This window comes from Pseudomonas sp. MIL9 (genome assembly GCF_016887925.1).
GTDB classification, from domain to species: domain Bacteria; phylum Pseudomonadota; class Gammaproteobacteria; order Pseudomonadales; family Pseudomonadaceae; genus Aquipseudomonas; species Aquipseudomonas mohnii.
Map to the genome: position 1 here is coordinate 57,094 of NZ_JAFEHE010000013.1, position 12,980 is coordinate 70,073.

10 protein-coding genes are annotated in these 12,980 nt (G+C 60.1%); 1 reads left to right on the forward strand and 9 read right to left on the reverse strand.

Features of this window, described 5'->3' with window-relative positions; translation table 11 throughout:
* The first annotated feature begins 67 nt into the window (after window positions 1-67).
* The gene (locus tag JQF37_RS15880; RefSeq protein ID WP_223272665.1) at window positions 68-883 is read left to right on the forward strand and encodes a hypothetical protein; all 816 of its coding nucleotides are present in this window, start codon (window positions 68-70) and stop codon (window positions 881-883) included.
* 109 nt (window positions 884-992) lie between these two features.
* On the opposite strand, the gene JQF37_RS15885 is transcribed toward JQF37_RS15880, so the two are convergent.
* The 9 genes from JQF37_RS15885 to accC form a co-directional block, all read right to left on the reverse strand.
* On the reverse strand, window positions 993-1,589 hold the full coding sequence (locus JQF37_RS15885; RefSeq protein ID WP_047536956.1) for a MarC family protein: 597 nt from the start codon (window positions 1,587-1,589) through the stop codon (window positions 993-995).
* Between the two features lie 66 nt (window positions 1,590-1,655).
* Window positions 1,656-4,430 (reverse strand): hybrid sensor histidine kinase/response regulator, encoded by a 2,775-nt coding sequence (locus tag JQF37_RS15890; RefSeq protein ID WP_130206404.1) that lies wholly within the window; start codon window positions 4,428-4,430, stop codon window positions 1,656-1,658.
* Window positions 4,431-4,529: 99 nt separating this feature from the next.
* On the reverse strand, window positions 4,530-5,825 hold the full coding sequence (gene purD / locus JQF37_RS15895; protein WP_047536961.1) for a phosphoribosylamine--glycine ligase: 1,296 nt from the start codon (window positions 5,823-5,825) through the stop codon (window positions 4,530-4,532).
* Between the two features lie 156 nt (window positions 5,826-5,981).
* Entirely contained in the window at window positions 5,982-7,589 is a 1,608-nt protein-coding gene (purH, locus tag JQF37_RS15900) for a bifunctional phosphoribosylaminoimidazolecarboxamide formyltransferase/IMP cyclohydrolase (protein ID WP_130206406.1), read from the reverse strand.
* An 81-nt stretch (window positions 7,590-7,670) separates the two neighbouring features.
* Entirely contained in the window at window positions 7,671-7,991 is a 321-nt protein-coding gene (gene fis / locus JQF37_RS15905; RefSeq protein ID WP_015093301.1) for a DNA-binding transcriptional regulator Fis, read from the reverse strand.
* Window positions 7,988-8,998: a tRNA dihydrouridine synthase DusB gene (gene dusB / locus JQF37_RS15910; RefSeq protein WP_056852460.1), complete on the reverse strand. Its 1,011-nt coding sequence runs from the start codon at window positions 8,996-8,998 to the stop codon at window positions 7,988-7,990. Before dusB ends, fis begins: the two co-directional genes overlap by 4 nt.
* 185 nt (window positions 8,999-9,183) lie before the next feature.
* The gene (locus JQF37_RS15915) at window positions 9,184-10,410 is read right to left on the reverse strand and encodes a DUF3426 domain-containing protein (RefSeq protein WP_130206408.1); all 1,227 of its coding nucleotides are present in this window, start codon (window positions 10,408-10,410) and stop codon (window positions 9,184-9,186) included.
* Between the two features lie 30 nt (window positions 10,411-10,440).
* Window positions 10,441-11,319 (reverse strand): 50S ribosomal protein L11 methyltransferase, encoded by an 879-nt coding sequence (prmA, locus tag JQF37_RS15920; protein WP_130206410.1) that lies wholly within the window; start codon window positions 11,317-11,319, stop codon window positions 10,441-10,443.
* A gap of 287 nt (window positions 11,320-11,606) precedes the next feature.
* The gene (gene accC / locus JQF37_RS15925; RefSeq protein WP_130206412.1) at window positions 11,607-12,965 is read right to left on the reverse strand and encodes an acetyl-CoA carboxylase biotin carboxylase subunit; all 1,359 of its coding nucleotides are present in this window, start codon (window positions 12,963-12,965) and stop codon (window positions 11,607-11,609) included.
* Window positions 12,966-12,980 lie beyond the last annotated feature (15 nt).

A 12,980-nucleotide genomic window follows, 5' to 3' on the forward strand; every position in this document is an offset into this window, starting at 1 on the left:
GTTTGGTCGAGTTAGATTTGATTCGCTCCGGGAGGGAGCGGTGTTTAATAAATAAAAGGATATTATTGTGAGTGAATTTGAAAGTTCTTTAAGCGTTTCTGACAGTATCAATTTGGTAAGGGCGCGCGTTGAAAGGCGCAAAAAGGCCGGGGCAGGCAACCGGCTGAAAAGGTCGGTGCCGTCGACGGTTGCAACGGGTCCAACAAAAGAGCTGGATGCGCTGGTGCTCGGCAATAGCCTGATTGGCTATGGTGACAAGATAAGCATTGAGAACATGGCGATTATCGAAAATTTGATCACCATGTCGAAAATGGAGGCCAGTTACGAAGTTCCAGGGAATAAAGATCCCAAGGCCTGGTATCACGCCTTTACGACGTGCATGGAAGATCTGGGATGTTTTGTTCCAGATAAAGGCTACTCGAAATACAGCGCAACTTCGCTGAAGCTGGAAATCGATAATGTCATGGTTGATATTGTCCGGGCTGCCGTTGAGGCGGCCAAAGCTGCCTTGCCAGGCGCCGCGGTGCTTAGTGCGGTCGCGAACTCTACATTGGACGCCCTAAAGAAAGAGCCTGAAGCCATCAACTTGCTGAATATAGGGGCGAAGAGTGCTGAGGGCGTACGCTTGTCCACGATTCCCTGCGAACAAATGTCGAATGGAATTATCCTGGTTGCGATAGCCGCTGTTGATCATCAAGGTGGAGGCCGTGAGGGGGGGGTGCTGTTTGTCGACTGGAAAACTTCCTCGCTGGATATTTTTCACGGGAAGTCGTACGTAACCTTCAATCCTGCCCGATATGCGGAAATAAGGGCGGACATCGAAGAGTATCTTGGCGAGCATCGAAAGGAAATTTTGGTCAAGCGTTTCAGGCGTCGCAAGTAACACGAAAGGGTCAGAGGCGTCTGCTGCCTCTGGCCCGTCTGAAAATTGGCTCGTTGATTGATGCTGGAGTTATCCCTTCCGAGTGAAGTCTCGGAGAGGGCGGTGCCGGTCAAGGAATCAGATAGCCCTTGACCCCGGTGAAAATAATCTGCGCCGCCAACGCACACACGAACAACCCCATCAATCGGCTGACGATCTGCAATCCCTGGTCGCCAAGAATGCGCTCGATATGATTGGCCAGGTACAGCACCACGCCGACCGTGAAACTGGCCAGGGCAATACTGAGGATTGCGGTGAGCTTGTCGTCCCAGTGCGGCTGGCTCACACCCATGACCAGCAAGGCACCGATGGTGCCGGGGCCGACCGTAAGCGGGATGGTCAGCGGGACGATGGTCACGTCCTGTTGCACGTTGTCGGTTTGCACTGCCGACTTGCCTTGCGCCATGCCGAGTGCCGAGATGAACAGCACGCTACCGGCACCGATGCGGAACGCATCCACAGTGATGCCGAAGACGCTGAAAATCACTCTCCCGAACAGGTACAGCAAGACGCTTGAAACCAGCGTGGCGATTGCCACTTTCCAGGCCAGGCGACGCTGTTCCTTGCGCGAGTAACCGCGGGTCAGACTGATGAAGCAGGACAATACGAAGAACGGGCTGTAGAGCACCAGCATCTTCAGGTAAACACTGAACAACACGTGAAGCATGGTGCAGGCTCACTGGCGAGGGAAGTCGAGGAGGGGAGTCTATCAGGCGTTGCCGGGTCTGTCGGCTCAGGACGTTGGGGTCGTGGCGCGGTTTTGCTGATCACGCTGGGCAACCCAGTGTTCGATCAGTTCGCGCAGTTGCGACAATTCGACGGGTTTGGCCATGTGTCCGTCCATGCCGGCCTGGCGCGCGCGCTCCTTGTGCTCGGCGAGAATGTGCGCGGTCAATGCCACCACGGGGGTGCGAGTGCGCTGGTTGCCGACTTCCCAGGCACGCAATTGCTGGGTGGCCGAGAAGCCATCGAGGACCGGCATCTCGCAATCCATCAGTACCAGGTCATAACGCTGGGCCTTCATGGCCTGGAGGGCTTCTTCGCCATTGCTGGCGGTGTCCGGTTGCAGGTTGAGCTTGCCCAACATGCCGCGGATGACCTTGGTCGAGATGCTGTTGTCTTCGGCCACCAGAATGCGGAAGTCGCTGGGGACCTTGATCGGCAGAGGTGGACCCAATGGCTGCTGCATCACGGCGAGGCCCTTGTTGCGCTGGGTCAACTCGTCGGCCAGGGTTGTCTTGAGGGTGTAACCGGCCACGGGTTTGGCGAGGATGCGCTTGATTCCGGAGTTGCGTGCGATGATCTTGCTCGGCGCATTGCTGATGCCGGTGAGCATGATCAACAGGATGTCGTGGTTCAGGCTCGGGTCTTCCTTGATCTTGGCGGCCAGTTGCATGCCGGTCATGCCGGGCATGTTCTGGTCCAGCAGGACCACGTCGAAGTAGTCGCGCAGGTGCGCCTTGGTGCGCAGTAATGCCAGCGCCTCCTTGCCGGAGGGTACGGCGCTGACGTTCAGGCCCCAGGCGCTGCATTGCTGCACCAGCACTTTGCGGCAGGTGTCGTTGTCGTCCACCACCAACACCCGTGCGCCCTGCAACGGACCGTCGAGGTCGGAAGTCGGGTGTTCGAGACGGTCAGGGTCCAGCGGCAAGGTCAACCACAGTGTGCTGCCCTGGTTGTTGCCACTCTTGATGCCGAACTCGCCGTGCATCAGGCGAATCAACTGACGGGCGATGACAAGGCCCAGATTGCCGCCCAGCCGGTTGGTCGAGAGGAAATGCTTGCTGTGCAATTCGGCGTGCATCAGCGCGTCGCGCTCTTCAGCGTCCATAGGCTCGCCGCTGTCCTGCACGGCAATGCGCAGGCGCGGTTTGGGGCTTCGTTCGTCGAGCGCGACGACGATCAGGATTTCGCCTTCATCGGATTTTTTAAGGGCGTTTTCAACCAGGCTCAACAGGGTCTGGCGCAAACGTGTCGGATCACCGCTGATGACCCGTGGCACTTGCGGCTGGATGAAGCTGATCAATTCGACGTTCTGCTGTTCGGCCTTGGCGCGGAAGATGCTCAGGCAGTCTTCGATCAGGGCGTTGAGGTCGAATTGCACATCGTCCAGTTCGATCTGTCCGGATTCGAGCTTGGAGATGTCGAGAATTTCGTTGATCAGCGTCAGCAGTTCGTTGCCGGCGCTATGGATCGTCTGCACGTAGTCGCGCTGCTTGACCGAGAGTGGCGTGCCCAGCAACAGCTCGGTCATCCCCAGTACGCCGTTCATCGGGGTGCGGATCTCATGGCTGATCTTCGCCAGAAATTCAGCCTTGGCGTTGATTTCGGCGTTGCTGGCGGCCAGGTCGCGACTGATGCTGAAGCGGTCTTCGGTGATGCTGCGCTGGCGCTCGCTCAAGGCGATGCTCATCAGCAGGCCGCTGATGCAAATGAATGCCAGCAGGGTGGTGATCAGGCCATGGGGTTCGATGTGGGTCAGCCCCAGCAGGGCAGGCAGGATGATCAGTATGCCGAGGTTGAACACCACCATGGCGGCCACGAACAGCCGCGCCGGGCGATAGCCTTTCTGCCAGTGGAAGGCGCTGACGAACAGCATCGTCAAGCCAGCAAGGGCCACCAGTCCGTAGGTGATGAAGTTCAACGGCAGCGTGTTGACGAACAGCAGTAGCAACCCTGAGATCGTGATCAACAGAATTTCGCCCACGATCACTTTGTTCAGCGGGTGGAAACCGAGGGGGGCGAAGAAGCGTAGCGCGAACATCAGGCCGCAGGGTGCCGTCAGCAACAAGGCGAGGTACGCGCCTGGGGTTTGCACCGCTTGCCACTCCGCAAGCCAGGGGCCGGCCAGATTCAACAGCAGGACCAGGCTGAGCATCAGGCAGCCTTCGGATGCCGCCAGCCACAGGCTGCTGCGTGAGCGGGTGTAGGCGTAACGGATGAGGTTGTGCAGGATCAGCATGCCAATGCAGCCCAACAGCAGGCCGTAGATCAGCGTCTGGCTCTGGTTGGCTGCGGTCATGACCGCTGATTGCAAGGTGATGTAAGGGCGTAGCTGGTGTTCGGAAACCAGCCGCAGGTAAACATCGAGAGGCTTGTCGCTTTGCGGCAACGGCAGCATCAGGTCGCTGCTGGGCAAAGGTCGATCGGTACTGGTTTGTTCGCTGCCTGTCTTCGATTGCTCGATCAGCTTGTCGCCGTCCAGCACATACATATTGAGGTGCAACAAATCGGGTGCGAACACCCGGAGCAACTGTTCATGCTTGCCGGGAGCAAGCCGGAACCGCAGCCAGAGTGCGCCTTCGGGCTCGGCGGCGGTGAGCTCGTCGAGTTCGATAGGGCTGAATTGATTGGTATAGCGTGTGGAACGGATGTCGCTCAACTGCAGGTCGCCCTGTTCGTCGAGCAAAACGGACCAGCCGCTGCCTTGTGCGGCCTGAGCCGGAAGCATGCAGAGCAAGGTCAGCAGAGTGACGGTAAAACCTATGGCAATCCTGAGCCAGCGCACGGCGAAATCCCTTCGTAGGTTGATGCCAGAATATAACTATGCGCGGCGCCGGAATAGTCAGGCAAGGGCTCGAAGCCCTTGCCCGGCTGAATGGATAGCTTATTCCTGATTTTCGCCACGCTCGCGGGCAATGGCACGGTAGCCAATGTCCTTGCGATAGAAACAGCCTTCCCAATCAATTTTGGCTGCCAGCTTGTATGCCTGCTGTTGAGCGGCATCGACGCTTGCGCCCATGGCGGTGGCGCACAGCACCCGACCGCCGGCCGTCACGACTTGTCCGTCCTTGAGTGCAGTACCGGCGTGGAAGACTTTGCCTTCCAGTGTCGCGGCTGCATCCAGACCCTTGATGGCCGCGCCTTTGGCATAGTCACCAGGATAGCCGCCAGCGGCCAGAACGATACCGACGCTCGGACGTGGATCCCATTGCGCTTCAACTTTGTCCAGCGCCTGGGCCAGGGCTGCTTCGACCAGCAGTACCAGGCTCGACTGCAGGCGCAGCATGACCGGCTGGGTCTCAGGGTCGCCGAAACGGCAATTGAATTCGATCACTTTTGGGTTACCAGCCTTGTCGATCATCAGACCGGCGTACAGGAAACCAGTGTAGACGTTACCTTCCTCGGCCATGCCGCGAACCGTCGGCCAGATTACCAGGTCCATGACGCGCTGATGCACTTCATTGGTGACCACCGGAGCAGGCGAGTAGGCACCCATGCCGCCGGTGTTCGGGCCGGTATCGCCGTCACCGACGCGTTTGTGGTCCTGGCTGGTGGCCATCGGCAAGACGTTCTTGCCGTCAACCATGACGATGAAGCTGGCTTCTTCGCCGTCCAGGAACTCCTCGATCACCACGCGGGAACCGGCGTCGCCGAAAGCGTTGCCGGCCAGCATGTCGCGCACGGCGTCTTCGGCTTCGGCCAGGGTCATGGCGACGATCACGCCTTTACCGGCGGCAAGACCATCGGCCTTGATCACGATTGGCGCGCCTTTTTCACGCAGATAAGCCAGGGCCGGCTCGATCTCGGTGAAGTTCTGATAGTCGGCGGTCGGGATCTTGTGGCGAGCCAGGAAGTCCTTGGTGAACGCTTTCGAACCTTCCAGTTGAGCGGCGCCGGCGGTCGGGCCGAAGCAGTCGAGGCCGCGGGAGCGGAACAGATCGACGACACCCGCGACCAGCGGCACTTCAGGGCCGACGATGGTCAGGGAAACGTTTTTCTCGGCAAAGTCTGCAAGTTGCTCAAGCGCCAGCACATCGATGGCGACGTTCTCGCACTTGGCTTCAATGGCGGTGCCGGCGTTGCCCGGAGCCACGAAAACCTTCTGCACACGCGGATCCTGAGCCACTTTCCAGGCCAGGGCGTGTTCACGGCCACCGCTGCCAATGATCAAAACATTCATTTCAAAAACCTCGGATGACGCTAATTCTGTGGGCAGCGCTGAAGCTGCTTTTCTGTGGGAGCGAGCCTGCTCGCGAAAGCGGTGCTTCAGGCACATCGCCATTGAATGTGCCGCCGTCTTCGCGAGCAGGCTCGCTCCCACATTTGATCGTCGTACTTAATGACGGAAGTGGCGCATGCCGGTGAATACCATTGCGATGCCGGCTTCATCCGCCGCAGCAATCACTTCAGCATCACGCATCGAGCCGCCTGGCTGGATCACAGCCGTCACGCCCGCCTTGGCCGCATTGTCCAGGCCGTCACGGAACGGGAAGAATGCGTCGGAAGCCATCACCGAACCCGCTACCTGCAGGCCGGCATGTTCCGCCTTGATCGCGGCGATACGTGCCGAGTTCACGCGGCTCATCTGGCCAGCGCCGACACCGATGGTCTGACGGTTCTTGGCGTAGACGATGGCGTTGGATTTAACGTACTTGGCGACTTTCCAGGCGAAGATCAGGTCATGGATTTCCTGTTCGGTCGGTGCGCGTTTGGTCACGACTTTCAGGTCGTCGGCGCTGATCATGCCGATGTCGCGGCTCTGCACCAGCAGGCCACCGTTGACGCGTTTGTAGTCCCAGGCCGCCGCGCGGTCAGCCGACCACTCGCCGCAGGCCAGCAGACGTACGTTGGCTTTGGCGGCCACGATGGCGCGGGCTTCTTCGCTGACGCTTGGGGCGATGATGACTTCGACGAACTGGCGCTCGACGATGGCTTTGGCGGTTTCAGCATCCAGCTCGCGGTTGAACGCGATGATGCCGCCAAAAGCGGATTCGGTGTCGGTGGCGTAGGCCAGGTCGTAGGCCTTGCGGATACCGCCTTCGGCGTCCGGGCTGACGGCCACGCCACACGGGTTGGCATGCTTGACGATCACGCAGGCTGGCTTGACGAAACTCTTCACGCATTCCAGCGCGGCATCGGTGTCGGCCACGTTGTTGTACGACAGTTCCTTGCCTTGCAGCTGGGTCGCGGTGGCGATGCCGACTTCGGCAGGCTTGGCTTCCACGTAGAACGCCGCGCTCTGGTGCGGGTTCTCGCCGTAGCGCATTTCCTGGGCCTTGATGAACTGGCTGTTGAAGGTGCGCGGGAATTCGCTGCGACCTTCAGTGCTGAGGGTGTCAGCGGCCTGGTTCACGGTGCCCATGTAGTTGGCGATCATGCCGTCATAGGCAGCGGTGTGCTCGAAGGCCTTGAGCATCAGGTCGAAACGCTGGGCGTAGGTCAGGCCACCGGCCTTGAGGTTTTCCAGGACGCCGGCGTAATCGCTGGCGTTGACCACGATGGCCACGTCCTTGTGGTTCTTCGCTGCCGAACGCACCATGGTCGGGCCGCCGATGTCGATGTTTTCGATCGCGGTCGGCAGGTCGCAGCCTGGCTTGTTGATGGTGGCTTCGAACGGGTAGAGGTTAACCGCTACCAGGTCGATCGGCTTGATGCCGTGCTCGTTCATGATGGCGTCGTCTATACCGCGACGACCCAGGATCCCGCCGTGGATTTTCGGGTGCAGGGTTTTCACCCGACCGTCCATCATTTCGGCAAAGCCGGTGTAATCAGCGACTTCCACTGCGGCAACGCCGTTGTCCTGCAGCAGCTTGAACGTCCCGCCGGTGGAGAGGATCTCGACGCCCAGTGCTTCAAGTTCTTTGGCGAATTCGAGGATCCCGGTCTTGTCGGAAACGCTGATCAAGGCGCGGCGGATCGGCAGGCGGGTAGTCTGGTCGGTCATTTCAATTTCCATCAAAAGCAAAGGAGTCAGCAAAAAAGGCGACCGGTTTTACGCGGGCGCCTTTCTGGTTTGATTGAATGCTTACAGCAAATCGTACTGCTTGAGTTTCTTGCGCAGCGTGCCTCGGTTCAGCCCGAGCATCTCGCTGGCTTTGGTCTGGTTGCCCTTGACGTAGTTCATCACGCACTCGAGCAGGGGAGCCTCGACTTCGGAGAGCACCAGGTTGTACACATCCGTGACGGCAGCGCCCTCAAGGTGGGCGAAATAATTGTGCAGCGCTTTCTCGACACTCCCGCGAAGGGTCTGGCCTTCTTCACTCGGGGTATTGAGGTGCTGTTTCAAATTCACGTTGTCGCTCACGGGTGTTGTTCCACTCACTAAAGTCTCGGTCATCATCGTCATGCGGCCACCCCCTCTCCGTCCCCTGTCAGGCTCTTGTAACGTTCGGCGAAGAAGCCCTGAACGTTGGCGCATTGTGCTTCCGTATCTTCCAAACGATTGAAGTGGGCGCGAAACTCCCTGGCGCCCGGCAAGGTTGCGAGATACCAGCCCACATGCTTTCGAGCAATGCGTACGCCCATTACGTCTCCGTAGAAGGCGTGAAGCGCAGCCAGATGCTCTAGCAGTATGCGTTCCACTTCGATCAGTTCCAGCGCCGGGAGCTTCTCGCCGGTTCGCAGGAAATGGTCGATCTCGCGAAAAATCCATGGCCGCCCCTGGGCAGCCCGACCAACCAGCAGGCCATCGGCACCGGTCGCATCAAGCACGTATCGGGCCTTCTCTGGCGAGTCGATGTCGCCATTGGCGAAGACCGGCATCGACACCGCCTGCTTGATCGCGGCGATGGTGTCGTACTCGGCTTCACCGGTGTACAGATCGGCACGGGTGCGGCCATGGACCGCCAGCGCCGTAATGCCTGCCTGCTCGGCGATCTTCGCCACGGTCAGGCCGTTCTTGTTGTCCCGGTCCCAGCCGGTACGGATCTTCAGGGTCACCGGCACATCAACCGCAGCCACGACGGCCTGCAGGATCTCGGTAACCAATGCCTCATCCTTCAACAGGGCGGAGCCGGCAGCCTTGTTGCAGACTTTTTTTGCCGGACAGCCCATGTTGATATCAATAATCTGTGCGCCCAGCTCGACGTTGGCCCGGGCCGCATCCGCCAGCATCTGTGCGTCACCACCGGCGATCTGTACCGAGCGTGGCTCGGGATCACCTTCGTGGATCATGCGCATGCGCGACTTGCGGGTGTTCCACAAGCTCATGTCGCTGGTGACCATTTCCGAGACTACTAGCCCCGCGCCCAGTCGCTTGCACAGCTGACGAAAGGGTTGGTCGGTGACGCCCGCCATGGGGGCGAGAATCAAGCCGTTGTGTAATGTGTATGGGCCGATGCGTACCGCCGACATAGGACTTCCCTGTTGTGGGGCCGGATCATGAGAGTTCGAAAAAGGGTTGGCATGATACCCGCTCTCGATGACTGGATAAAGGCTGAATTGAACAAAATCTGAACAGTTATTCCGTTATCGCCAGCGGTTTGGTCCGGGCGGATAAAGTCAGAAAGTTGTCGTCAATTCGGGATCGGTGAACGGTTTCACTCCGGCGAGTGGAAGCTGAGGCTGTAGTTCACCGCTTTGGCGCCTGGATCGAGAATGTCCAGTGCGATGTGGATCGGTGTTTGCGGGGGCATTTCGGCCATGCCTTCGAGGTCGCCGCTCAGGTACTCGGCGGGCTTGAAGCGACGGCTGGCGATCAGATGGCCATTGAGGTCGGCAAAGCGCAGTTCCAGCAACGGGAATGGCTGGGAGAAGGGCGCGCGGTTGTAGATGATCGCGTCGACCACCAGGGCGCCGTTGAATTCCGGGTGACTGCGCACCACCAGGTTGCTGCTTTTGATTTTGGCGATGTCGACTTTGGATGGCACTGTGCAGCCGATTTGCGGGCACAGTTGCTGGAACCACGGACGGTATTGGTCCTGACGTGCCAGTTCATCGAAGTGGTAAGCAACGTACTGGCCGGCGAGCGCACCGGCGCCGAGCACGATCAGCAGTAGCCAGAAGAGTCGGCGACCCCACGGGGAGCGACGTTTTTGCCAGTCGAGTTGCAGCGGATCATCGGTCAGGTCTTGCAACACGTCGGTGCGCACGCCGGGTTCACTGCGTTCGCGTCGCTTGCGCAATGGCTCGATCGAGGGCAGGTCGTCGTCATGTTCGTCGCTTGCAGTGGCCGACAGGCGTTCATGATGAACCGGTGTGTCGAGCGGGTCGTGCAGGCGCAGTTGTGGCGGTGTTGCTTCGTCCTCCGGTTCTACGGGCTCCAGGGACAGTGAAGGTTCGGTGCGCGAGGGTTTGTTCGGGACCTGCTCCGGTTCCGGCAAATCCTCTTCTTCGGTCTGGGCGCGATCGGCAGCCGATTCGCTGAACAGGCTGTCGGACCAGGGCTCTTCGGTCTCGGCGGTGTCGCGACGGGCGCTGAGCGTGTCTTCGCGATGCCGGGTGAACTCCGTGGTCGGCTGGATTTCCCGCTGCTCGAGTCGGGCCAGTTCTTCGTCGAGGTCGAGGCTGTCGAGGTCCAGCTCGGCGGCTGTCCATTGTTTTTGGCTGATGGCGCGCGGTTCTGCGGGTGGCGGTGCTTCGACGGTGGCCGGGACGACCGGTGCGACAGGCTCCTTGCCGGCCTGCTCAAGCAACTGCTTGGCGGCATTGAACACCTGCAGGCATGAGCCGCAGCGAACAACGCCGCGAGCCACGCTCAACTGAGCATGGCTGACGCGGAAGCTGGTTTGGCAATGCGGGCACTGAGTGACGAAGCTGTCGGTCATGCGGCGATCCGGATTATGCAGAGGCTCATTCTAGCGCCGACGACCGGTGATGCGCACCCAGCCATCGCGATTGGCGATCGGATCCAGGTCGAAGTCCTTGGCATAGGCGGCGGCGACTTCTTCGCCTTGCTCGGCGAGGATGCCCGACAGCGCCAGGCGACCGCCCGTCTTGACCAGTCCGGACAGCTGCGGTGCCAGGGACACCAACGGGCCGGCGAGAATGTTGGCAACCAGCACGTCGGCCTGAACCTGCGGCAAATCTTCCGGCAGATACAGCGGGAAGAGCTCTTCGGCAATATTGTTGCGTCCGGCGTTGTCGCGGGAAGCTTCCAGCGCCTGAACGTCGATGTCGGTGCCCACGGCTTCCTTCGCACCCAGCAGGAGGGCGGCAATCGCCAGAATCCCCGAGCCACAGCCGAAGTCCAGCACATTGCAACCTTTCAGGTCCTGGCCGTCGAGCCATTCCAGGCACAGCGCGGTGGTGGGGTGGGTACCGGTGCCGAACGCCAGGCCCGGATCCAGCAACAGGTTGACCGCCTCAGGCTCGGGGGCGGCGTGCCAGCTCGGCACGATCCACAGGCGCTGGCCAAAACGCATCGGCTGGAAGTTATCCATCCAGCTGCGTTCCCAGTCCTGGTCTTCGATCACTTCGCTGTGGTGCTCGGGCAATGGGCTGCCGGTCAGCAGTTCCAGATGGGCCAGTACCGGGCCAGCTTCGGTGCCGCCTTCGAACAGGGCCAGCAGGTGGGTGTGCGACCACAGTGGCGTGGTATTGAGTTCCGGCTCGAAGATCGGCTGATCTTCGGCGTCCATGAAGGTCACCGACACGGCGCCCACTTCAAGGAAAGCGTCTTCGTAGGTTTCGGCTTGTTCTGGGCTGATGGCGAGACGGACTTGCAGCCAAGGCATGGCGGGCACCTTTGAAAAGTATTGATTGCAGCCTAGCGGGCTGCGAGAAGCGCGCAAGTTTACGCGAGCGCGGGGGTTTTGTGGGAGTGGGTTGGTCCGAGCATCAACACATACCCCGTGCGCGCGAGCTTGCTCGCGATGAGGCCGGCACATCCGATATCAATCGTAGACGGATACACCGCTATCGCGGGCAAGCCCGCTCCCACAGGGGCGCTGGTGATTCGTTAAATGAAGTATCCGGAAACAACAAGGCCGCCCGAAGGCGGCCTTGTTGATGAGGTCGAAGCTTAGTGCTTCTCGCCCGCCAGCTTGTGCTCGAGGTAGTGAATGTTCACGCCCCCTTTGCAGAAGCCTTCATCGCGGGTCAGGTCGCGGTGCAGCGGGATGTTGGTCTTGATCCCGTCGACCACGATCTCGTCCAGGGCATTGCGCATGCGTGCCATGGCTTCGTCACGGGTTGCGCCGTAGGTGATCAGCTTGCCGATCAACGAATCGTAGTTCGGCGGAACGGCATAACCACTGTACAGGTGCGAATCGACGCGAACGCCGTTGCCGCCCGGGGCGTGGAAATGCTTGACCGTGCCAGGGCTCGGCATGAAGGTTTTCGGGTCTTCGGCGTTGATCCGGCATTCCAGCGCGTGACCGCGGATGACCACGTCATCCTGGGTGAACGACAGCTTGTTGCCGGCGGCGATGCTCAGCATCTCCTTGACGATGTCGATGCCGGTGACCATTTCCGATACCGGGTGCTCTACCTGGACACGAGTGTTCATCTCGATGAAGTAGAAGCGACCGTTCTCGTACAGGAACTCGAAAGTGCCTGCGCCGCGGTAACCGATGTCGATGCACGCCTTGACGCAGCGGGCGAAGACTTCCTGGCGAGCCTTCTCGTCGATGCCCGGTGCCGGCGCTTCTTCGAGAACTTTCTGGTGACGGCGTTGCAGCGAGCAGTCGCGGTCGCCCAGATGGATGGCGTTGCCCTGGCCGTCGGAAAGTACCTGGACTTCCACGTGGCGCGGGTTGGTCAGGAATTTTTCCAGATAGACCATCGGGTTGCCGAACGCTGCGCCCGCTTCGGAACGGGTCAGTTTCGCCGAGGAAATCAGGTCTTCTTCCTTGTGCACAACGCGCATGCCGCGACCACCACCGCCGCCAGCGGCTTTGATGATCACCGGGTAACCGACTTCACGGCCGATGCGCAGGGCGGTTTCTTCGTCCTCCGGCAGCGGGCCGTCGGAACCCGGAACGGTCGGCACGCCGGCGGCGATCATGGCGTGCTTGGCCGAAACCTTGTCGCCCATCAGGCGGATGGTTTCAGCTTTCGGACCGATGAAGGCGAAGCCGGATTTCTCGACCTGTTCGGCGAAGTCGGCGTTTTCCGCGAGGAAACCGTAGCCCGGGTGAATGGCGGTGGCGCCGGTCACTTCGGCCGCGGCGATGATCGCCGGGATGTGCAGGTAGGATTGGGCGGCCGATGCCGGACCGATGCAGACGGATTCGTCTGCCAGGCCCAGGTGCATCAGTTCCTTGTCAGCCTTGGAATAAACGGCGACGGTCTTGATGCCCATCTCTTTGCAGGCGCGCAGAATCCGCAGTGCGATCTCACCGCGGTTGGCGATCAGAACTTTTTCCAACTTCGCAGTCATCAAAGGCTCTCCGCG